At 69.6% G+C, this 18,327-nt stretch carries 20 protein-coding genes; 12 read left to right on the top strand and 8 right to left on the bottom strand.

Going from position 1 to position 18,327, the window contains the following annotated elements:
* Positions 1 to 22 precede the first annotated feature (22 nt).
* Both PQV94_RS13090 and PQV94_RS13085 read left to right on the top strand, forming a co-directional pair.
* Positions 23 to 3,577 (top strand): TM0106 family RecB-like putative nuclease, encoded by a 3,555-nt coding sequence (locus tag PQV94_RS13090; RefSeq protein ID WP_274286236.1) that lies wholly within the window; start codon positions 23 to 25, stop codon positions 3,575 to 3,577.
* A gap of 226 nt (positions 3,578 to 3,803) precedes the next feature.
* Positions 3,804 to 4,805 (top strand): magnesium and cobalt transport protein CorA, encoded by a 1,002-nt coding sequence (locus PQV94_RS13085; protein WP_274286235.1) that lies wholly within the window; start codon positions 3,804 to 3,806, stop codon positions 4,803 to 4,805.
* Positions 4,806 to 4,812: 7 nt separating this feature from the next.
* Here the strand turns inward: PQV94_RS13085 and upp are convergent, their stop codons facing one another.
* Entirely contained in the window at positions 4,813 to 5,445 is a 633-nt protein-coding gene (gene upp, locus PQV94_RS13080) for a uracil phosphoribosyltransferase (RefSeq protein WP_137417940.1), read from the bottom strand.
* A 50-nt stretch (positions 5,446 to 5,495) separates the two neighbouring features.
* Between upp and tadA the strand changes: the two genes are divergently transcribed.
* On the top strand, positions 5,496 to 5,963 hold the full coding sequence (gene tadA, locus PQV94_RS13075; protein ID WP_274286234.1) for a tRNA adenosine(34) deaminase TadA: 468 nt from the start codon (positions 5,496 to 5,498) through the stop codon (positions 5,961 to 5,963).
* Positions 5,964 to 6,130: 167 nt separating this feature from the next.
* A complete protein-coding gene (locus PQV94_RS13070; protein WP_274286233.1) occupies positions 6,131 to 7,147 on the top strand; it encodes an alpha/beta hydrolase family esterase in 1,017 nt (338 codons plus the stop codon).
* Between the two features lie 37 nt (positions 7,148 to 7,184).
* On the opposite strand, the gene PQV94_RS13065 is transcribed toward PQV94_RS13070, so the two are convergent.
* Positions 7,185 to 8,114 (bottom strand): LLM class F420-dependent oxidoreductase, encoded by a 930-nt coding sequence (locus PQV94_RS13065; protein ID WP_274286232.1) that lies wholly within the window; start codon positions 8,112 to 8,114, stop codon positions 7,185 to 7,187.
* Positions 8,115 to 8,160: 46 nt separating this feature from the next.
* Positions 8,161 to 9,291, bottom strand: coding sequence for an alpha/beta fold hydrolase (locus tag PQV94_RS13060; protein WP_274286231.1), 1,131 nt, complete (start codon positions 9,289 to 9,291; stop codon positions 8,161 to 8,163).
* Between the two features lie 90 nt (positions 9,292 to 9,381).
* Between PQV94_RS13060 and proC the strand changes: the two genes are divergently transcribed.
* Positions 9,382 to 10,209: a pyrroline-5-carboxylate reductase gene (gene proC, locus PQV94_RS13055; RefSeq protein WP_274286230.1), complete on the top strand. Its 828-nt coding sequence runs from the start codon at positions 9,382 to 9,384 to the stop codon at positions 10,207 to 10,209.
* A gap of 3 nt (positions 10,210 to 10,212) precedes the next feature.
* Here the strand turns inward: proC and PQV94_RS13050 are convergent, their stop codons facing one another.
* Positions 10,213 to 11,148 carry an AraC family transcriptional regulator gene (locus tag PQV94_RS13050; RefSeq protein WP_274286229.1) on the bottom strand — a complete coding sequence of 312 codons (936 nt, stop codon included), beginning with the start codon at positions 11,146 to 11,148 and terminating at the stop codon, positions 10,213 to 10,215.
* A gap of 112 nt (positions 11,149 to 11,260) precedes the next feature.
* On the opposite strand from PQV94_RS13050, the gene PQV94_RS13045 reads away from it, so the two are divergent.
* Positions 11,261 to 11,959: an alpha/beta hydrolase gene (locus tag PQV94_RS13045; protein ID WP_274286228.1), complete on the top strand. Its 699-nt coding sequence runs from the start codon at positions 11,261 to 11,263 to the stop codon at positions 11,957 to 11,959.
* A 3-nt stretch (positions 11,960 to 11,962) separates the two neighbouring features.
* Here the strand turns inward: PQV94_RS13045 and PQV94_RS13040 are convergent, their stop codons facing one another.
* The 3 genes from PQV94_RS13040 to PQV94_RS13030 all read right to left on the bottom strand — a co-directional run bounded on the left by PQV94_RS13040 (position 11,963) and on the right by PQV94_RS13030 (position 15,029).
* Positions 11,963 to 12,634, bottom strand: coding sequence for a potassium channel family protein (locus PQV94_RS13040; protein WP_137417935.1), 672 nt, complete (start codon positions 12,632 to 12,634; stop codon positions 11,963 to 11,965).
* A gap of 50 nt (positions 12,635 to 12,684) precedes the next feature.
* Positions 12,685 to 13,488, bottom strand: coding sequence for a response regulator transcription factor (locus PQV94_RS13035; protein ID WP_274286227.1), 804 nt, complete (start codon positions 13,486 to 13,488; stop codon positions 12,685 to 12,687).
* A 98-nt stretch (positions 13,489 to 13,586) separates the two neighbouring features.
* The gene (locus PQV94_RS13030; RefSeq protein WP_274286226.1) at positions 13,587 to 15,029 is read right to left on the bottom strand and encodes a TrkH family potassium uptake protein; all 1,443 of its coding nucleotides are present in this window, start codon (positions 15,027 to 15,029) and stop codon (positions 13,587 to 13,589) included.
* 87 nt (positions 15,030 to 15,116) lie between these two features.
* On the opposite strand from PQV94_RS13030, the gene PQV94_RS13025 reads away from it, so the two are divergent.
* The 6 genes from PQV94_RS13025 to PQV94_RS13000 all read left to right on the top strand — a co-directional run bounded on the left by PQV94_RS13025 (position 15,117) and on the right by PQV94_RS13000 (position 16,949).
* Positions 15,117 to 15,521 carry an ArsR/SmtB family transcription factor gene (locus tag PQV94_RS13025; protein ID WP_274286225.1) on the top strand — a complete coding sequence of 135 codons (405 nt, stop codon included), beginning with the start codon at positions 15,117 to 15,119 and terminating at the stop codon, positions 15,519 to 15,521.
* Between the two features lie 90 nt (positions 15,522 to 15,611).
* Positions 15,612 to 15,803, top strand: coding sequence for a helix-turn-helix domain-containing protein (locus PQV94_RS13020; protein WP_137417931.1), 192 nt, complete (start codon positions 15,612 to 15,614; stop codon positions 15,801 to 15,803).
* Positions 15,804 to 15,885: 82 nt separating this feature from the next.
* Positions 15,886 to 15,984: a 30S ribosomal protein bS22 gene (locus PQV94_RS13015; RefSeq protein ID WP_003792170.1), complete on the top strand. Its 99-nt coding sequence runs from the start codon at positions 15,886 to 15,888 to the stop codon at positions 15,982 to 15,984.
* Between the two features lie 65 nt (positions 15,985 to 16,049).
* A complete protein-coding gene (locus PQV94_RS13010) occupies positions 16,050 to 16,343 on the top strand; it encodes a rhodanese-like domain-containing protein (protein ID WP_243233133.1) in 294 nt (97 codons plus the stop codon).
* A gap of 28 nt (positions 16,344 to 16,371) precedes the next feature.
* Positions 16,372 to 16,653 carry a glutaredoxin family protein gene (locus PQV94_RS13005; protein WP_274286224.1) on the top strand — a complete coding sequence of 94 codons (282 nt, stop codon included), beginning with the start codon at positions 16,372 to 16,374 and terminating at the stop codon, positions 16,651 to 16,653.
* Positions 16,650 to 16,949, top strand: coding sequence for a Dabb family protein (locus tag PQV94_RS13000; protein ID WP_274286223.1), 300 nt, complete (start codon positions 16,650 to 16,652; stop codon positions 16,947 to 16,949). Before PQV94_RS13005 ends, PQV94_RS13000 begins: the two co-directional genes overlap by 4 nt.
* Here PQV94_RS13000 and PQV94_RS12995 read toward each other — a convergent pair.
* A complete protein-coding gene (locus tag PQV94_RS12995; RefSeq protein ID WP_274286222.1) occupies positions 16,898 to 18,112 on the bottom strand; it encodes a mechanosensitive ion channel family protein in 1,215 nt (404 codons plus the stop codon). The genes PQV94_RS13000 and PQV94_RS12995 overlap by 52 nt on opposite strands.
* Between the last annotated feature and the right edge of the window lie 215 nt (positions 18,113 to 18,327).

Below are 18,327 nucleotides of genomic sequence, written 5' to 3'. Positions count from 1 at the left end.
GTCGATGAAGGAAAGGGAGCGAATGCGATACATCGAGCCTGCGGGGTCCGACAGTGGGCGCGTGGTGTGGAGTGCGAGCGACCTGAAAGCCGCCGCGGAGTGCGAGTTCGCGTGGCTGCGCCAGCTCGATGCGCGGCTGGGCCGCATCCCCGCCGTCGTCGAACCAGAGGACGTCATGCTCGAGCGTGCGGCGCGACTCGGCACGCGGCACGAACTGGCCGTGCTGCAGCGCTATCGCGACGAGTTCGACGACGCGGTGGTCGAGATCCCCGAGACCCGCTCGGGCGATGAGGCGGCGATGACGGATGCGGTCGCCGCGACCGTCGCCGCTCTCGCTGATCCGGGCGCGCACGTCGTCTACCAGGCGGCGTTCCGCACCGACGAGTTCGTGGGTTTCGCCGACTTCCTGGTGCGCTCGAACGACGGCGCGTGGATCGTGCAAGACACCAAGCTCGCCCGCCACGCGCGCGTCACCGCCTTGATGCAGTTGGCGGCATACGTCGACCAACTGGATGCGGCGGGCATCTCCCGTGCCGACCGCGTGGAGCTGCTGCTGGGCGACGGTTCGGTCAGCACGCACCGGGTGCGCGATCTCATGCCGGTGTATCGGCAGCGCCGCGCGCGCCTGCGCGCGCTGATCGCCGACCGTGACCTCGCCGCAGGCGCGGCCGGTGAGCCGCTCGCGTGGGGAGACACCCGTGGGACGCTACGTGTCGTGGCGTGCGGGCGCTGTGCCACGTGTGAGACCGAGGTGGCCGCGCACCGCGACCTGTTGCTCGTGGCCGGCATGCGGCCCGTGCAGCGCGAGCGTCTGCGTGCCTCCGGCATCACGACGATCGACGAGCTGGCGGCGGCTTCGAGGGCTCCGGAGCGCATGAGCGACGACGTCTTCGCGTCGCTGCGTACGCAGGCCCGTCTCCAGCTGGAGAGTCCCGCCGGAGTGCCCGGACCCGACGGAACGGTGCCCGTCGACGCTGTGCCCCGCTACGAGGTGGTGCTGCCGCAGGCTCTCGCCGCCCTGCCACGACGCGACGCGGGTGATCTCTTCTTCGATTTCGAGGGCGACCCGCTGTACACCGAGGGTGGCGGCGACTGGGGCATCGACTATCTCTTCGGATGGATCGATCCCGAGCAGCAGTACTCGGCGCTGTGGGCGCATTCGTTCGCCGACGAGAAGGCGGCGCTCGAGACGTTCATCGACTTCGTCGATCTGCGGCGGCGCGCGCATCCGGGCATGCACATCTACCACTACGCGCCCTACGAGCCCACGCACCTGCTGGCGATGGCCGCGCGCCACGGCACCCGCGAGGCCGAGGTCGACCGTCTGCTGCGCGATGGCGTCTTCGTCGACCTGTATCCGATCGTCCGCCGCGCATTGCGGGTCGGGTCCCGGTCGTACTCGATCAAGAAGCTCGAGCCGCTGTACATGGGGGCCCAGCGCCGCACGAGCGACGTGCAGCGCGGCGACGACTCGATCGTGCGATACGTCGAGGCACGTGCACTGCTCGAGGCGGGGCAGGACGACCAGGCTCAGGCCGTGCTCGATGATCTGGCCGAGTACAACCGCGACGACTGCGTCTCGACGCTGCGCCTGCGCGATTGGCTCGTCGATCGCGCACGCGAGGCCCAGCTCTTCCCGTCGGCGGATCCCGTCATGGGCGAAGCCGTCTACGAGCCGTCGTTCCGCTCGGTCGCTCTCCAGCGCCGTGCGGCCGTGACCGATGACGAAGCGGATGCGGCAGCCCTCCGCCTCGGTGCCGCCGCGATCGACTACTACCCCCGCGAGGCGAAGACCTTCTGGGCCTCGCACTTCCTTCGCCTGCGCGAACCGGTGTCGCTGTGGGAGGACACCCGCGACGTCGTCGTCCTCGACGGTGCGCGTACGCGCGTCGTCGAGGACTGGCAGCCGGGACAGGGACGCCAGCGTGCGTTGCGTCGCCGCCTCGAGCTGCGGGGGGAGCCTGCACCGGGCACGCGGCTGAGCGTCGGCACCCAGCCCTTCCTCGTGTACGCCGCCCCGGCGCCTTTCGGCGAGGAGTCGCCGCGGTGGATCCATGCGGCGCGTGCGGTGCGCATCGTCGAGGCACTCGATGACGGCGCCGTCGTGGAAGAGCTCGCCGCCGACGGCGAGACCTGGTCCGACCTGCCGATCGCCCTCGCGCCCGCGGCTCCGCCGGCGGCCGGCAACCAGCAGGCGGCGATCGACGCGTGGGCGGACGCGCTGATCGAGGCCGATCCGCACTTCCCGCTGGATGCGGCCACCGACATCCTGCGCCGCGTCGCTCCGCGCACGGCTACGGGAGCGCTCACCCCCTCTGTCGGCGACGACGTCGCAGCCATCGTGCGCAGCGTCGTCGACCTCGATGACAGCTATCTCGCGGTGCAGGGCCCTCCGGGCACCGGAAAGACCTACGTGGGCTCCCACGTCGTCGCACGCCTCGTCACTGAGCGCGGGTTCCGCGTGGGTGTCGTCGCGCAGTCGCACGCCGTCGTGGAGCACATGCTGGATCGGATCGTGGCGGCAGGCCTCTCCTCGAACCTCGTCGGCAAAGCGCTCAAAGATCCGAGCCAGGCGGATGCCGTGTCGTTCACGGTGTTCGAGAAGAATGCACTCGCGGCGTTCACCGAAGACCGCCCCGGCGGCTTCGTCGTCGGCGGGACGGCGTGGGACTTCAGCCACGCCGGCCGCGTTCCTCGCCGCAGCCTCGATCTGCTCGTGATCGACGAGGCCGGACAGTTCTCGCTCGCCTCCACGATCGCCGTCTCTCGGGCAGCGCGCCGCCTGCTGCTGCTCGGCGACCCGCAGCAGCTGCCGCAGGTCAGCCAGGGCACGCACCCCGAGCCCGTCGACGAGTCGGCCCTGGGCTGGGTCATGGACGGGCAGGCGGTTCTGCCCGCATCCCATGGCTACTTCCTCTCCCACACGTGGCGGATGCACCCGGCGCTCGCGCGTGCCGTGTCGGAGCTCTCCTACGACGGCGAGCTCGCCTCCGCGCCGGTGACCGCCAGTCGCGCGCTGGAGGGTGTGGCACCGGGTGTGCACCCGGTTCCCGTGGTGCACGCGGGCAATGCGGTCGCGTCGCCCGAGGAAGCGGCGGCGGTCGTGCGCATCGTCCGCGACACGATCGGCCGCACCTGGACGTGCCATGATGACGGGGCTGCTGTCGCTCGCCCGCTCACGGCCGCTGACGTCATCGTTGTGACGCCCTACAACGGCCAGCAGGTCGAGGTGGAGAACGCGCTCGACGCGGCCGGCCTCAGCGGCATCCGCGTGGGGACGGTGGACAAGTTCCAGGGGCAGGAGGCGGTCGTCGCGATCGTGTCGCTCGCCGCGTCCTCTGGTCGTGAGGCTCCGCGCGGGCTGGAGTTCCTGCTGCTGCAGAACCGGCTGAATGTGGCCGTCTCCCGGGCGCAGTTCGCCGCGTACGTCGTCTTCTCGCCAGATCTGCTCGATGATCTGCCCCGCACCCCCGAGGGAGTCGCGCGGCTGAGCGCGTTCGCTCGCCTCGTCGGCGAGGACGAGCCGTCGCCGGTCCCGACGACGGGGATGCGAACCGGTCACCCGGGAGAGGTATGATCGCCCGGGCCCGCTGAGCGGGCGAAGCGCGGGCACGTCCCGTGCGGGAGAGCATTCAACCGAGAAGACCGAGAGGCGGTGATGGCCATGGCCGGCGATAGTTCGTGCGCCACGGCGCACACCGCCGCATCCCTCCGGTAGAGACGGGATCCGGTGGCCGCGCCCTGGCGGAGAGCGCACCCACATCCTCTGGCGCCTCGTCGCGCCCGCAACACCGGAGAACCTCATGACCCTGATCGACAACGCCATCTACGTCCAGGGGCACCGCGTGGAGACCCCGCGCAGCCTCGACGAGACCTACGAGCTGCTCGACGCCCACGACGGCTTCGCGTGGATCGGGATGTACCGACCCGGTCCCGCAGAACTCGCGAGCGTCGCGGGGGAGTTCGGCCTGCACCCGCTGGCGGTCGAGGACGCCCTTCAGGGTCACCAGCGCTCCAAGGTGGAGCGGTACGGCGACACCCTCTTCGTGGTGTTGCGGCCCGCGCACTACGACGACGAGCTGGAGCACGTCGACTTCGGCGAATTGCACCTCTTCGTGGGTCCACGTTTCGTGGTGACCATCCGTCATGCCGAATCGCCCAACCTCGCAGCCGTCCGGCAGCGGCTCGAGCGCCAGCCGGAGCTGCTGGAGCTGGGGCCGGAGGCCGTGCTCTACGCGATCCTCGACCGTGTGGTCGACGAGTACGAGCCTGTCGTCGCCGGTATCGAGAACGACATCGACGAGATCGAGGACCAGTTGTTCGGCGATAGCGACGACGACGCTCTCTCGCGCCGCATCTACGAGCTCTTCGGGGAGGTCATCAGCTTCGGGCGTGCCGTGCAGCCGATGGCCGGGATGCTGGAGTGGCTGCGCCGCGGCTACGAGAAGTACGACGTCGACCTCGAGGTGCAGCGCAACCTCCGCGACGTGCTCGACCACGTGATCCGCATCGCGGACCGCATCGAGGGGTTCCGTGCGCTGCTGGACAAGGCACTGACGGTGCACTCGGCCCTCGTCGCCCGCCGTCAGACCGAGGCGAGCCTCGCGCAGAACGACGAGATCAAGAAGATCTCGTCGTGGGCGGCGATCATCTTCGCGCCCGGACTCATCGCGGGCATCTACGGCATGAACTTCGAGAACATGCCCGAGCTGCACTGGGAGTACGGCTACCCGCTCGCCGTCGGCGGCATGGGCGTGTTCGCAGTCGCGCTCTGGGTGATCTTCCGGAAGAAGAAGTGGCTCTGAGGCCTTCTCAGACCGTGCCGTACAGGCGGTCTCCGGCGTCGCCGAGACCGGGCACGATGTAGCCCTTCTCGTTGAGGCGCTCATCGAGCGCGCCGAGCACGAGGGTGACGTCGCGGTCGCCGACGAGCTCCTCGATCTTGGCGACGCCCTCGGGCGCGCCGAGGATGCAGATGGCGGTGACGTCCTGCGCGCCGCGGGCGAAGAGGAAGTCGATCGCCGCGCCCAGCGATCCGCCGGTGGCGAGCATCGGGTCGAGCACGAAGCACTGGCGGTCGCTGAGGTCGTCGGGCAGACGCTCGGCGTAGGTGTACGGCTGCAGGGTCTCCTCGTTGCGCGCCATGCCGAGGAAGCCGATCTCGGCCGTGGGCAGCAGCTTCACCATCCCGTCGAGCATGCCGAGACCGGCGCGCAGGATCGGCACGACGAGGGGGCGCGGCTCGGAGATGCGCACGCCCGTCGTCGAGGTGACCGGCGTCTCGATTTCGAGCTCCTCGACCCGCACGTTGCGCGTGGCTTCGTATGCGAGGAGGGTCAGCAGCTCTTCCGTGAGCTGACGGAACACCGGGGAGGGAGTGTTCTTGTCGCGCAGCACCGTGAGCTTGTGCGTGATGAGCGGGTGGTCGGCGACGTGCAGGCGCATGGGTCCAGGTTACGTCACGCGGATGCGGGCCGCGGAGCTAGTCTGGCCGGGTGAATCTGCCCACCCGAACCGCGGACGAGGCTGCCATGACGCGGGCTTTGATGCTGGCGCAGCACGCCTCCGCGGACGGCGACGTGCCCGTCGGTGCAGTGGTTCTCGATGCGGACGGGCGGACGGTCGCCGAGGCGCGCAACGAGCGCGAGCTCACGGGCGACCCCACCGGCCACGCCGAGGTCCTGGCGTTGCGGCGGGCGGCCGCATCCATCGGGTCCTGGAACCTCAGCGGCTGCACCCTTGTGGTGACGCTCGAGCCGTGCGTCATGTGCGCGGGCGCGATCCTGCAGGCGCGCATCGACCGGGTCGTCTTCGGTGCGTGGGACGACAAGGCGGGAGCAGCGGGGTCCATGTACGACCTGCTGCGCGATCGTCGCCTGCCCTATCGCGTCGAGGTCGTCGGTGGGGTCGCTGAGCAGGCCGCATCCGCGCAGCTGCAGGCGTTCTTCACAGCGCGTCGCTGAAGCCCTTTCACTTCCCGCTACGCTCGAAGAGCCTCGCAGCAGAGGCACGGGTACGGGGTTGTTACCGCAAGGGCAAGACCTGGAGACCGACGAATCGCATCGTCGTGCTCCGGGTCTTTTTTGTTGTCACCCCGGCCTCCGTCATCAGTGAAGAAGAGGGAGACTCCATGACCGAGAACCGCACGTCACTGCGTCGCGGCCTGGCGGTGACCGCCGTTGCGGTGGCCGCGCTCGCCGCGGCCGGATGCGCCGCCGACACCGCACCGCAAGCCGCGCCGACGCCGTCGGCGTCCTGTGCGCCGGCGTGGGAGCCGGGGCGCACGGATCTGGACTACACGTTCGAGGGTGCCGAGCGTCATGTCTCGGTGTTCATGCCGGAGGGAGCCGACCCGGCTGCGGCCGTGTTCGCGCTCCACGGTTCCAACAACAACGTTGATCTGATCCTCGGCGTCAGCGAACTGCAGCAGACCGCCGCCGAGGAGGGCTTCGTCCTCGTCGTGCCGCAGGGGTCGGTGCCGGGCAACGCCGACGGCCTCTGGGCGTGGAACGTCCCCGGTGTCGTGACGACCGCCGAGGTGGGCACGCCGACCGAGAGTGCCGACGATGTGAACTTCCTGGCCGACCTCGTCGACCGGGTCAAGACCGAGGGGTGCGTGGACGACGTGTTCGCGACGGGGTACTCGGGCGGCGGGCGCATGATCTCGGCGACCGCGTGCGAACGGCCCGGGCTGTTCGATGCCATCGCCCCCGTCGACGGTCTGCGCGCCGGGGTGCCGACCGAGCAGAGCGACGGCAGCTGGGCGCCGGATCCCGCGACGTGCGACCCTGCGTCGGGAACGCCCGTGCTGAGCTTCGCGGGCACGGCGGATCCGATCAACCCCTATGACGGCGGCGGTGCGGGGTACTGGCAGTACGGCGTGCAGACCGCCGTCGAACGGTGGGCTGCGATCGACGGATGCGGAGAGCCGAGCGTCGATGCCCCGACCGCGGGCGTGAGCGTCACGACCTACGCCGACTGCGCAGCGGGCCCGGTGGTGTCGTACGTCATCGACGGCATGGGACACACCTGGCCCGGGCGCGCGCTCGAGACCCAGGCGGGCTACGCCTCGGTGCTCGGCGCCACCACCGATCTCGTCGACGCGAACGCCGTCATGTGGGACTTCTTCTCGGCGCAGCTGAGCTGAGGTGGCTGAGGGTGGCGGATTTGACGCGCCGCCACCCTCACCGGGGCAGCTGGGGGAGCGCCTCGGAGCCCAGAAGGTCGAGGTGGTCGAGGTCGCGCATGTCCACGAGCTGGAAGTAGACGCGATCCGCACCGAGCGCTCGCAGTCGCTCGACCCGCTCGAGCACGGCGGCCGGCTCTCCGATGATGTTGGCGCCGTTGTCGAAGCTCGCCGCATCCGTCTCGATCGCGGCTGCGCGCCGCTCGCGCTCGGGCGCGGTGCGCCCGACGATGGTCGGCAGCGCGACCGAGAGCTTGATGCTCCCGGGGTCGCGTCCGATGCTCTCGCAGGCGGCGCGCACGGTGCCGAACTTCTCCGCGATCACCTCGTCGGTCGCGAAGCCGATGTTGAACTCGCTCGCGTAGCGCGCCGCGATGGCCGGAGTGCGTCGCGGCCCGCCGCCGCCCACGATGACCGGCACCCGCTCCTGCACCGGTTTCGGCAGTGCCGGGCTCTCGTCGAGCCGGTAGTGCTCGCCGTGGAAGGAGAACGTCTCGCCGACCGGGGTCCGCCACATCCCGGTGAGGATCTCGAGCTGCTCCTCGAGCATCCCGAAGCGCTTGTCGGGAAAGGGGATGCCGTAGGCGGCGTGCTCCTGGGCGAACCATCCGGTTCCGAGCCCCAGCTCCGCCCGGCCGTCGCTCATGTCGTCGACCTGTGCGACCTGGACGGCGAGCACCCCCGGAACGCGGTAGGTGACGGAGGAGACGAGCGTGCCGAGCCGGATGCGGGAGGTCTCCCGCGCCAGGCCCGCGAGAGTCGTCCAGGCGTCCGTGGGTCCGGGCAACGGGTCGCCGGGGGCCATCCGCAGATAGTGGTCGGAGCGGAAGAACCCGTCGAACCCGAGCTCTTCCGCGCGCTGTGCGAATGCCAGTTGGTCCCGGTAGCCGAATCCCTCTTGCGGTTCGGTGAAGACGCAGTACTCCATGGAGCAAGTCTGACTCCATGGAGCAAGTCTGCCCCCGTGGCGGCGTTCAGTCCGAGGACTTGAGCACGATGGTCTCGGTGGGAGGCGCCGGGTTCGGGGCGTGCCCGATGTATCCGATGACCTCCAGCAGCGCCTGGCGCACGGCGGCCGGGCGCTCGAGGTGAACGAGGTGACCGGCGCCCTCGACGACCAACTCACGCACGTCGGCACCGGTCGCGGCGTCCGCATCCAGGACGGCCCTGGTCTGCGACACCATGGGCTGGCTCGGCGCGTCGGCCTCACCCGGCCAGTCGGGCAGGATGCCGAGCGAGCCGAGGTGGGCCGGGTCGAGGAACGAGGCATCGGAGATGATCGCATCCAGCTCGCCGTGGATCCACAGCACCGGGGTGCGTGCGCCGAGGTGCGCGAGCGCTGACTGGTCGAAGTGGGCCGGGGCGAGCGCGTTGAGCACGCCGAGATCGCCGGATGCGGCTCCCGGCCAGTTCGGGCTCGACACGGTGTCGCCCGGGTAGTTGCCGCCGGCGGTGGAGGTGGAGAGCATCGCGTCGACCCAGACATCCTCGCGGGCCGTCCGATACGCCTCCGAGACGAACTCGGCGCGGAAGACGTTCCGCGGCGAGGCGGGCGACTCGTCGCTCTTGTCGCGGGCGGTCAGCCGGCGCACGAACTCCGCATTCGCGGTCGCGGCGCCGGTTCCCGCGCCGTCATCGGTGAGGCGGCTGCCGTCGAGGCGGGTGCCGCCCAGCCCGTAGGGGGAGATAGGAGCCTGCAGCGTCAGCGACAGGGCACCATGCCCGTCGAGCGTGTACTGCGCCGCGACCGATGCGCCGAGATCGGTGCCGACGAGGTGCGCCGCGCGGATCTCGAGGGCGTCGAGCACGGCGTGCAGGTCGTCGGCGAAGTCCCCGACCCCGCGGGTGGCATCGACCGGCAGCGACTCCGTGCCGCCGAACCCGCGCAGGTCGACCGCGACGACGCGCAGGTCGCTCGGAAGATCCTCCATGAACTCCTGCCAGATCAGCGACGACGACAACAGGCCGTGCAGGAGAACCACCGTGCGCTCGGCGGGTGTGTCGCTGCGATCGCCGTCGCGCAGCAGAACGCGCGCGGAGATACGTGCTGTGTCCACCTGTCGGGCGGTGATGCCGTCGAACAGGGGGCTGGTGGGTTCGATCATGGACGCCTCCAGGAGGGGGCACATCGCGGCCCCGGCCGTTCCGATGATAGTCCGGGCGCCTGGAGCGCCCCCGGGTCGTAGGGTGGAAAAATGAGTCAGCTTCCCCCTCTCGCGATCCTCGGCGCCGGCTCCATGGGCGGCGCGATCGCCCAGGGCGTCATCGCCTCCGGGCGTGCCGGAGAGGTCGTGGTCACCAACCGCAGTCGGGCCAAGGCGGAGAGTCTCGCGACCGCCGGCATCCGCTCGCTCGCGCTCGAGGACGACGCCGCCGCGAACGCCGCCGCGGCCGCATCCGCCGAGGTCGTGCTGATCGGCGTGAAGCCCGGGATGGTCCCCGCCCTGCTGGCCGAGATCGGTCCTCATCTGCGTCCGGGCGCCATCGTGGTGAGTCTCGCCGCGGGCGTCACGATCGCCACGTTCGAGCGGATCCTGGGCCCGGATGCGGTCGTCGTCCGCTCGATGCCGAACACCCCGGCCGTGGTCGGCAAGGCCGTCACGGGGATCGCCCGGGGCTCGCGCGCCGACGAGCGGGCGATGGGCGTCGTCCGCTCCGTCTTCGAGACGGTCGGCGCGGTCGTGGAGGTGGCAGAGGACCGGATCGACGCGCTGTCCACCATCTCCGGCTCCGGGCCGGCCTACGTCTTCCTACTCATCGAGAAGCTCACCGAAGCCGCGGTCGGCAAGGGCTTTGACCCTGAGACGGCGCGCCTCATGGCCGAGCAGACCTTCATCGGTGCCGCGGCCCTGCTGGATGCCACCGGCGAGGACCCGGCCGAGCTGCGCCGCCGCGTCACGAGCCCGAAGGGCACGACCGAGCGGGCCGTCGCCGTGCTGCAGGACGCCCGCCTCGAGCAGATCTTCGCCGAGGCGACCGATGCAGCGCTCGCCCGCGCGAAGGAGCTCGCCGCCGAGGGCTGAGACTCAGCGGTCGGCGCCGGGCGTGGTTCCGAACCGCTCGCGATAGGCGCGGTGGAAGGTCCCCGTATCCGCGAATCCGCTCGAGCGGGAAATCGCTGCGAGGGATCGGCCACGTCCTGCGCCGCCCAGTTCCTCGCGCGCCCGGTCCAGCCGCTCCGCCCGGAGCCATCCCGAGAAGGTGTCGCCGTCCCGCGCGAACGCGTTCTGGATGGTGCGAGGGGTGCATCCGAACGCGCGCGCCATGGCGGCCAGATCGAAGTGCGGGTCGCCGAGCCGGGAGCGGGCATACGTCCGCAGCGCGTCCGCTCGCACAGGCGCCGCGGGGTCGGGGTCGTCGACGGCGAACGCATCGAGCAGCTCGATGACGCTGCGGCTCATCGAGGCGGCGACTCTCGTCAGGTCGGCCTTCGCGGCGTGCGCCAGTAATCCCACCTGCGCGCCCAATTGCGCTCCGAGCGGCGTGCGCGCCAGCCGGTCGCCCAGCGACGGGAGCTCTCGCAGGGTGCGCGGGGCGAGTTGGTCGCGCGGGATGCGGACGGTCACGAGGTCGAGTCGTCGCCGCTTGTCGGTGAGCACGTCGAAGGGCAGCGCATTCTCGAGCACCGTGGCGGAGCGAGCGGCCACATCCCAGGTCCGGCCGCGCTGTGAGAGCCCCCACGGCTTGAGGCTGTGATTGATGAAGACGGCGTCATCGGGCATCCGCGCGATCGAGCCCCGGTCCCGCCGGGCATTCACGCCGGGTGTCGAGATCACCCCGATATCGGTAGGCCCCGCGCGGTACAGCGAGAAGTCCGCGTCGAACCGGTCGAGCGCCGGGCGGCGCGGCTGCACACCGACGTAGACGGAGGCGAGGCTGTCGCAGAAATGGTCGTAGTCGTCCCCGGGCGCCAGGCCGCGAGTCGTACCCCGTACGCGCACGCCGGAGGGGGTTTCGCCCATCGACACCTCTTTTCGCCGAGCGCCACTGCTCGGTCCCCGCGAGTGTTCCTATCGTGAGCCTCGTCTGCGGCGCGGTCAAGCACGCGCCGACCCGAATGAGAGCGAGACGATGATGTCTGTACGACCGACCCTGCTGCTGGTTCACGGTGCCTGGCACGGCGCCTGGTGCTGGGATGAGCTCAGTCGCGTGTTGACGGAGCGTGGGTGGGAGGTACGGGCGATCGACCTGCCGACCGTGCATGCGCCGCACAAGGAACGACTCGGGATGCAGGATGACGCGGATGCGGTCCGTGCGGCGATCGGCGCCGTCGGTGGGCCCGTCGTCGTCGTCGCGCACTCTTACGGCGGCGTGCCGGTGACTCAGGCGGCCGACGCGTCGAACGTGCAGCACATCGTGTACGTCGCGGCCTTCGTGCTCGACGAGGGGGAGTCGTTGCTCGCGGCGGTCGGTGGGGTCGAGCCCGACTGGTGGCACGTCGACGGGCTGCTCGCGACCGCAGGCGACGAGTCGCGTCCACCCCGCGAGCTCTTCTTCGCCGACGTCTCGCCCGATGCGGCCGCCGCCGCGAGCGCCAAGCTGCTGCCCCAGGCGGTGCGCTCGTTCAGCGATCCGGTCACCTCGGTCGCGTGGCGTGACAGGGAGACGACCTACGTCATCACCGAACAGGATGCGATCTTCCCGCTGCCGGCCCAGGAGGCGCTGGCCGCACGGTCGGGCTCCGCTGCGCCGCGGCTCGACACGAGCCACTCGCCGTTCCTCTCACAGCCCGACGCATTGGCCGACATCATCGAGCTCGCCGCAGGAGGCTGAGCCTCAGCGGTCGAGCGAGGCGAAGCGCTCGATGTCGCTGTTCGTTCCCGAGACGATGATGAGGTCGTGGTTGGTGACGACCGTGTTGGCCTCGGCGTAGCGGAACGGCTTACCGGGGCTCTTCACACCGACCACCGTCACCTTGTACTTGGTGCGCACGCCGGACTCGTTGAGACCGACGCCGCGGATGAAGCGCGGCGGGTACATCTTCGCGAGCACGAAGTCGTCGTCGAAGCGGATGAAGTCCAACATCCGACCGCTCACCAGGTGCGCGACGCGCTCGCCGGCCTCCCGCTCGGGGTAGATGACGTGGTTGGCGCCGACGCGAGCGAGGATCTTGCCGTGCGACTGCGAGACGGCCTTCGCCCAGATCTGCGGGACCTTCAGGTCGACGAGGTTCGCGGTGATGAGCACGGATGCCTCGATCGACGAGCCGACGGCGACGACCGCCACCTGGAAGTCCGCGGCACCCACCTGGGTGAGCGCCTCGATGTTGCGCGCATCCGCCTGCACCGTGTGGGTGACGCGCTCCGACCACTTCTGCACCAGATCGAGGTTGTCGTCGATCGCCAGCACCTCGCGATCCAGCCGGTCGAGCTCGCCCGCACAGGCGGCGCCGAAGCGACCGAGGCCGATCACGAGCACGGGGGCGTCGTTGCGGAGCTTCTCAACCATGGGCAACAGATTACGGCGATCGCTCAGCTCGCATCGACCGTGACCCCGATTCAGATCGCGCCGGGGCGGACGACTCCTCGTTCGTACGCGTAGACGATCAGCTCGCCGCGCGAGCTCAACCCCAGCTTTGCGAGTGTGGCGCTCAGGTGTGACTTGACCGTGGCCTCGGAGACGACGAGCTCTGCAGCGACGGCACTGTTGGAGAGCCCGCGCGCGACGAGGCGGAACACCTCGCGTTCGCGCGTCGAGAGAGCTTCGAGCCCCTCGTCCTGGAGCTCGCCCGCCGAGGGTTGCGGCACCGATGCGCGTCGGCGTCGGCGGCTTCCCGCGCGCCAGAGCGCGGCGGTCGCGGCGAGAGTCAGCGCGGACCACCACCCCATGTTCTGCGCCGCTTCGATCGAGGGCCAGGACTTGCCGTGGATCGTCCCTTCCGCGCCGGAGAACGACAGAGCGGGCACGGTCAGCAGCGCGACGACGACGAGGGCCTCGGTGAGCAGGGCGCCGAGAAGGAGGCGGCGTCGTTCGACGGCGCGTGACGCCACCACGTAGGCGACGGGAAGCAGCATCAGGTAGGCCGTCCATGCGGTCTGGCTGAAGCGTGCCGGCCAGAAGAAGAGCTGGGCGGCGAGGACGAGGCCGATCAGCGTCAGGCTCCACGCCGGGCGCCACCGGGTCAGCGCGAGCGCGAGGGCGAGGCCGATCGCGCACAGCAGTGCGTACGGGCTCGTCGTGAACGTCTCATCGCGCATCGGAACGGCAGAGGTGAGAAGCCTGGGGCTCTCCGCTGCGAGCCACGCGCCGAACGCCACGGCGGCGACGATCGGCATGAGCAGGTGCGCAAGCAGCTTCGTCATGCCCTCACGGTAGGCGACGGCGCGCGCGTGAAGACGGCGATCGGGGCGGTTTCGATCCTTCGTCGGGGCGGTTCATCCGAAAGGATGAGCCGCGCCACTCAGCCGACGATGGGGCGCTCGACCGGCAGCGAGTAGAGCTGTGAGCGGGAGGATGCGGCGACCGCCGCCGCCAGGGTCACGGTACCGACGCGGCCCATGAACATCGTGGCGGCCAGGACGTACACGGCCGGATCAGGCAGGTCGCTCGTGAGTCCGGTCGACAGTCCGACCGTGGCGAAGCCCGACACGACGTCGAACAGCACCTTGTCCACATCCGCCTTCGTGATCTGGGCGATGGTGATCGTGGAGAGGGCGACGATCGTGGCGCCCCACGCGACGACCGAGAGAGCGACGCGCTGTACGTCGCTCGGGATGCGGCGGCCGAACGCCTGCACCGACGGGCGTCCCTTGGCCTCCGACCAGACGCTGAGGGCGAGCACGGCGAGGGTCGTGACCTTGATGCCCCCCGCCGTCGACGCCGACCCGCCGCCCACGAACATGAGCATGGAGCCCACCAGCAGCGACGAGCCGTGCAGGTCGCCGATGTCGATGACGGAGAAGCCGCCCGAGCGCGTCATCGCCGAGAGGAACAGCGATTGGAAGGTCGTATCCCACGCATCCATTCCGCCGAACGTGTGGGGATTGTCGTACTCGAGGGTCACGAACACCACGGCGCCGGCGAAGAACAGGATGACGGTCGTGATGAGGGTGAGCTTGGTGTGCAGCGACCAGTGGCGCACGTGCCACTGGTGGCGCCACAGCGTGAAGATCACCGGGAAACCGATGGATCCCAGGAACACGCCGATCATCAGCACCGACATGAACAGGTAGTCCTGCGAGAACGGCGCGAGGCCGTCGGCGTTGGGGGTGAAGCCGGTGTTCGTGAACGACATCGCGGCGAAGTAGGGTGCCTCCCACAGTGCCGTGATCGGGTCCACTCCGCCGGCCAGCAGCGACGGGTACAGCAGAATCGCGAGCCCCGCCTCGATCACGAGCGTCGAGAGTGCGACGGTGCGAAGCAGCGCGCCCACCTCGCCGAGACGCACGGTCTGTCCCTCGTTGACGGGACCGCCGTGCACCCGCATCGGATTGCTGTCGCCGGCGGCGATGAGCTTCGCGCGCAGCCCCAGCCTGCGGGAGATGATGAGTCCGAGGATCGAGGCGAGAGTCAGCACGCCGAGGGCACCGACGTTGACGCCGATGTAGATGACGACCTGCCCCAGCGGCGACCAGTGCGAGCCCATGTTGACCGTCGACAGGCCCGTGACGCAGATGGTGGACACCGCGGTGAACAGCGCGTCCGCGAGCGGGGTCACCCGGCCGTTCGCCGCCATTGCGGGCAGCGACAGGAGCGCCGTGAACAGCAGGATGAGGCCGGAGAAGATCAGGACCGCGAATCGCGCAGGCGACGAGGTCGTGAAGGTCTTGGCGGCGTCGCTGATGCGCTCCCACAGCGCGCTGAGCCGGCGTCGCGTCGCTGAGCTCGCCGAGTCGGACGTCATCCGTGGGACCCTTCGGAGATGCGGAGCGGTCAGCGACCGGAACGCGTGTCATGGTACTCCGCTCGGAGCCCGACTAACCTAAGGCGCATGGCGGACATCTTCGGTGTGATCGCGGACGCGACCCGGCGCGACATCCTGCGTCTTCTGCTGGACCGTTCGGCATCCGGAGAAGACGGCACGAGCGTCTCGCACATCGTGAGCGAGCTGGGCGTGAGCCAGCCGACGGTGTCGAAGCACCTCAAGGTGCTCCGCGAGAGCGACCTCGTGTCGGTGCGGGAAGAGGGCCAGCACCGCTACTACAGCCTGTCGCGCGAGCCGCTCGACGAGGTCGACGCCTGGCTCATGCCCTTCCTTACGGAGGACGAGGATGCGGCGGCCGCCTTCGTCTCGACACTCCCGGAACCGGCCGCGAACGCGGCCGCAGCGGTCGGCCGTGCGGCCGCATCCGTCAACCGTGCGGTCGCGGCGGCGTTCGGCAAGCGCAGTCGCTGACGACCACCGTGTTCGTCACACGCGTCACTCCGGTTTACACGCGTCTCTGCATCGCCCTAGAGTGTGCTGAACCCCGGGGGAGGATGGGACATGGCTGAGCTGCCCGATGTGCGTTTTCTCACCGTCGCCGAAGTGGCGCAGATCATGCGCGTATCGAAGATGACGGTGTACCGTCTCGTGCACGCTGGCGAACTGCCCGCCGTGCGCTTCGGACGCAGCTACCGGGTGCCCGAATCCGCCGTCACAGAGGCCGTGCAGCGGCCGATCGCCGACGTCGGCTAGACTTATCCGAGGCATTTTTTCGGTGCCTCGTTCCCGGGAGCAGGTCATCCTGCGCCCAGACCGCCGACCAGTGAGGTTTTCCGTGGGTTCTGTCATCAAGAAGCGCCGCAAGCGCATGGCGAAGAAGAAGCACCGCAAGCTGCTTCGCAAGACTCGCCACCAGCGCCGCAACAAGAAGTAAGCGGCATCGACACAAGCGCCTGTCCCCTGGACGGGCGCTTCGTGTCTGCGGTCTAGCCTGGTGACATGAATTCGATCACGGTGCAGCAGCTGCGCGAGCGCGAGGGCGTTCCTCTCATCGATGTGCGCGAGGTGGAGGAGTTCGCCTCCGGCCACGTCCCCGGTGCGGTCAACGTTCCGATGTCGACGATCGGCGACAACCTGGATCGCCTGCCCGAGGGGCCGTTCGACGTCATCTGCCAGATGGGCGGCCGCTCGGCCCGCGTCGTGCAGGCGCTCGAAGCCCGCGGATACGAGGTCACGAACGTCGACGGCGGTACGGGAGAGTGGATCGCCGCGGGCTACCCGGTCGAGTCCTGAGGTCGTATACCCGATTTAGGATGTAAGCGTGAGAACGATCACGCTCATCGGCAAAGAAGGCTGCCACCTCTGCGACGTCGCGCGCGGGGTGATCGAGCATGTCCTTGCCGAACTCCCCGACGAGGCGGCCGACCAGATCCGGCTCGAGGAGAAGTCCATCCTCGAAGATGCGGCGCTGCACCAGCAGTGGGCCGAGAAGATCCCCGTCGTCATGATCGACGACGACCTGCACGCGTACTGGCGCGTGAACCCCGAGCGGTTGCGTGCCGCCGTCGAGGACGCCACTCGCCCCGAAGGAGCATCACTGTGACCATCCGCCACATCGTCGCCTGGAAGCTCGCCGCCACCGACGCCGATCAGCGCGTCGATGACGCTGCCGGCATCAAGACGCGGCTTCTCGCCCTCGACGGCGTCGTTCCCAGCATCCGCGCGATTTCCGTGGGTGCGGACGTGCTCGGCGGCGAGAACTGGGATGTGGCGATCGTCGCCGACTTCGACGACGTCGAAGGTCTGCGCGAGTACATCGATCACCCCGCGCACCAGGAGGTCGTCACCTACGTGCGCTCGGTCGTCTCGTCGCGCGTCGCGGTGGACTTCGAGCTCTGAGGCGATTCGCCCCCGCCTGAGACGACGGGGATCGCCTGTGTGAAGGTGTCGGCACGAGCTTCGGCCTCGGCACTGCCGGTGAACAGTCCCGCATCCTGGGGTGTCGGCTCGTGCGTCTGTACGGCTGCACCGCCCGGCTCCGTCATGAGCACCCGCTGGACGGGCAGGGCCGCCGGCATGGCGGCCTGAGTCCAGGTGACCATCGCCTCGCGTACCAGGCAGCGCAGGTCGAACAGCGTCGGCGCATCCCGTGCCGTGACCAGGATGCGCACGCGCACGTAGCCGCCGGTCGCCTCGGTCACCTGCAGCACGCTGGCGCGGCCATCCCACAGGTCGGTGTGCGCGAGCACCTCGTCGAGATGTTCCCGCATCCGCGCGGGGGAGACGCGCCAATCCAGGTCGAGTTCGACGGCGCCGAGCAGTTCGGAGCCGCGGCGGGTCCAGTTCTGGAACGGCGTGGTGGTGAAGTATGTGCAGGGCAGTACGAGCCTGCGCTCGTCCCACAGATCCAGCACGACATAGCTGAGGGTGATCTCGCCCACCCGACCCCACTCGCCCTCGACCACCACGACGTCATCGACGCGCAGGGCATCGCTGAACACGATCTGCAGTCCCGCGAAGATGTTGGCGAGCACGGACTGCGCCGCCAGCCCCGCCACGATCGAGGCGATGCCCGCCGACGCCAGCACGCTCGCGCCCACCGCCCGCACGGCCGGGAAGGTGAGCAGGGCTGCGCCGATGGCGAGCACGACGATCAGCACGATCGCGAGTCGCTTCACGATGAGCGTCTGGGTACGGATGCGGCGGGCGAGCCGGTTGTCGGGCACGTCGATGCGGTAGCGGCCCAGGGTGAGATCGGTGGTGAAGGCGACGAGAGCGCCCAGCAGCCATGCCGTCGCGCCGATGACGAGGATCGTGAACGCCTGGTCGAGCACCGGACGCCACTCCCGCAGCGGGAACGCGGCCGCGACGGACATCCAGGCCGCGACGAGGAACGCGAGGGCTCTGAAGGGGGCACGCGCGCGGCGGACGAGGCCGGCCGGCCAGGACTTCCGCCGTCCGGTGAGTCGGGTGGAAACGGTCGCTGCGACCGTCACCAGTGCGGCGGCGACGAGGGCGATGGCCAGGATCAGGGCGAAGCGCGCCCAGGGGTTGTCGAGCATGGTCCTCCTTCGGGTCCGACCACGCTAAAGGGTGCGCCGGAACCGATCGCTCGACTCGACAGACGCCGCCGCCTCGGGTGATACTTCGTGCCCTCGGTGGGTGTCCACGGGCTTCCCGCCGCGCGTTGACGCCACACTTTTCCGCATCCGCCACAGTCGTTCACTGTCGCGGATGCGGAAAGGTGTCGCCATTGCGCAACTGCGACGCAACTTGG

Source organism: Microbacterium sp. Clip185 (assembly GCF_028743715.1).
GTDB lineage: Bacteria > Actinomycetota > Actinomycetes > Actinomycetales > Microbacteriaceae > Microbacterium.
The sequence above is the reverse complement of the archived record's forward strand: the minus strand, read 5'-3'. Positions and strand labels throughout refer to the sequence as shown.

Excerpts from the sequence above, each read along its gene's own strand:
- PQV94_RS13090 (WP_274286236.1), top strand. The coding sequence starts at position 23 with ATGCGATACATCGAGCCTGCGGGGTCCGACAGTGGGCGCGTGGTGTGG.
- upp (WP_137417940.1), bottom strand. The coding sequence starts at position 5,445 with ATGCGCCTGCACGTCGCCGACCACCCGCTCATCACGCACAAGCTCACG.
- PQV94_RS13030 (WP_274286226.1), bottom strand. The coding sequence starts at position 15,029 with ATGACGTCCGACTCGGCGAGCTCAGCGACGCGACGCCGGCTCAGCGCG.
- PQV94_RS13060 (WP_274286231.1), bottom strand. The coding sequence starts at position 9,291 with ATGATCGAACCCACCAGCCCCCTGTTCGACGGCATCACCGCCCGACAG.
- PQV94_RS13085 (WP_274286235.1), top strand. The coding sequence starts at position 3,804 with ATGACCCTGATCGACAACGCCATCTACGTCCAGGGGCACCGCGTGGAG.
- PQV94_RS13035 (WP_274286227.1), bottom strand. The coding sequence starts at position 13,488 with ATGACGAAGCTGCTTGCGCACCTGCTCATGCCGATCGTCGCCGCCGTG.
- PQV94_RS13040 (WP_137417935.1), bottom strand. The coding sequence starts at position 12,634 with ATGGTTGAGAAGCTCCGCAACGACGCCCCCGTGCTCGTGATCGGCCTC.
- PQV94_RS13045 (WP_274286228.1), top strand. The coding sequence starts at position 11,261 with ATGTCTGTACGACCGACCCTGCTGCTGGTTCACGGTGCCTGGCACGGC.
- PQV94_RS13065 (WP_274286232.1), bottom strand. The coding sequence starts at position 8,114 with ATGGAGTACTGCGTCTTCACCGAACCGCAAGAGGGATTCGGCTACCGG.
- PQV94_RS13050 (WP_274286229.1), bottom strand. The coding sequence starts at position 11,148 with ATGGGCGAAACCCCCTCCGGCGTGCGCGTACGGGGTACGACTCGCGGC.
- PQV94_RS13010 (WP_243233133.1), top strand. The coding sequence starts at position 16,050 with ATGAATTCGATCACGGTGCAGCAGCTGCGCGAGCGCGAGGGCGTTCCT.
- PQV94_RS13020 (WP_137417931.1), top strand. The coding sequence starts at position 15,612 with ATGGCTGAGCTGCCCGATGTGCGTTTTCTCACCGTCGCCGAAGTGGCG.
- proC (WP_274286230.1), top strand. The coding sequence starts at position 9,382 with ATGAGTCAGCTTCCCCCTCTCGCGATCCTCGGCGCCGGCTCCATGGGC.
- PQV94_RS13025 (WP_274286225.1), top strand. The coding sequence starts at position 15,117 with ATGGCGGACATCTTCGGTGTGATCGCGGACGCGACCCGGCGCGACATC.
- PQV94_RS12995 (WP_274286222.1), bottom strand. The coding sequence starts at position 18,112 with ATGCTCGACAACCCCTGGGCGCGCTTCGCCCTGATCCTGGCCATCGCC.
- PQV94_RS13070 (WP_274286233.1), top strand. The coding sequence starts at position 6,131 with ATGACCGAGAACCGCACGTCACTGCGTCGCGGCCTGGCGGTGACCGCC.